The sequence below is a fragment of the Algoriphagus persicinus genome (assembly GCF_035156415.1).
In the GTDB taxonomy this organism is placed as follows: domain Bacteria; phylum Bacteroidota; class Bacteroidia; order Cytophagales; family Cyclobacteriaceae; genus Algoriphagus; species Algoriphagus persicinus.
On record NZ_JAYEEY010000071.1, the window covers coordinates 1 to 1,259 of the forward strand.

The following is a 1,259-nucleotide window of genomic DNA, read 5'->3' on the forward strand; positions in this document are numbered from 1 at the left end:
AACCGTGATTATGCATTAGGAATAGAAAAACATTGATAATTGTTTGAATGGAGGATAAAAAAGGGGATTTTTAACAGGATCAACATTCACCAAAATGGTTAATCTTCCTATCGAATATTCAGACAAGCCAGTGACCCCATTTGGCGGGATGAGTCTGATGAAAAGATTTCTTGATCAGACAAAGATAAAGGAGTACCTGAGTAGCCTTGATTTACCCCAGCCCGGTTCCAACCGGGGGTATGATCCCACTGATATTGTCACTTCATTTTGGCTGAGCATCTGGACAGGAGCCAGCCGCTATGTCCACTGTGACTGGTTAAGGTATGACCAAGTTCTCCAGTCGATATTCGGTCTGGAACAGATGCCGTCCCAGAGCACCTACAGTCGGTTTTTTGGTAAATTTTCCCAGCAGAGGAACACAGAGGTTTTCCCGGTTCTTCAAAACTGGTTTTTTGACCAACTCGGTGTTGACAACATCACGGTTGATTTTGACAGCACCGTGATCACCCGCTACGGAGAACAGGAAGGAAGCGCAAAAGGATACAATCCCAATAAACGCGGCAGGAATTCCCACCATCCCCTGATGGCCTTTGTCGGCCAGACCAGAATGGTGGCCAACGCCTGGTTGAGGCCCGGCAATACCGCCGACAGCAGCAGCTGCAAACTCTTTATGCAGGAGACTTTTGATCAGGCACTCAAAGGTAAAAAGATAGGTCTTGTAAGGGCCGACAGTGGATTTTACAACGAGGAATTACTCAGCTACCTGGAACAGGAGCAGCATAATTATATCATGGCTGTAAAAATGTATCCCAATGTGAAGAGTGAAATATGGGGACTTGGAGACTGGGTGGAGCTGGCCAAGGGCATCGAACTTAATGAAATGAAGTTCTCCCATGAGAAAGGGAAGACCAGAAGGTATATCATTGTTAAGAAACAGGTAGAAATCCGGCCAAAATCGGGAGGTAAAATGCTTTTCGAAGATCTACCGGGCTATCGCTTCAGCTGCTATGTAACCAATCTTGATCTTCCACTGGATCAAATATGGAACATTTACAATACCAGAGCGGATTGTGAGAACAGAATCAAGGAACTCAAGGATGATTTTGGCCTTGAGAGCTTTTGTTTACAGGATTTTTGGGGAACTGAGGCTTCATTCAGGTTCATTATGGTAGCCTACAACCTAATGAGTCTATTCAGGCATTTTGCGCTTAACCACCACAACAGGGCAACTTTAAAAACACTCAAATCCTATTGCTTTG

Annotated in this window: 1 protein-coding gene; it reads left to right on the plus strand. The window is 44.8% G+C overall.

Annotated features, from left to right (window positions below):
• Positions 1-94: 94 nt before the first annotated feature.
• Positions 95-1,259, plus strand: a 1,165-nt coding sequence (locus U3A58_RS21680) for an IS1380 family transposase (protein WP_323826483.1), incomplete at its 3' end; no start/stop codon positions are given.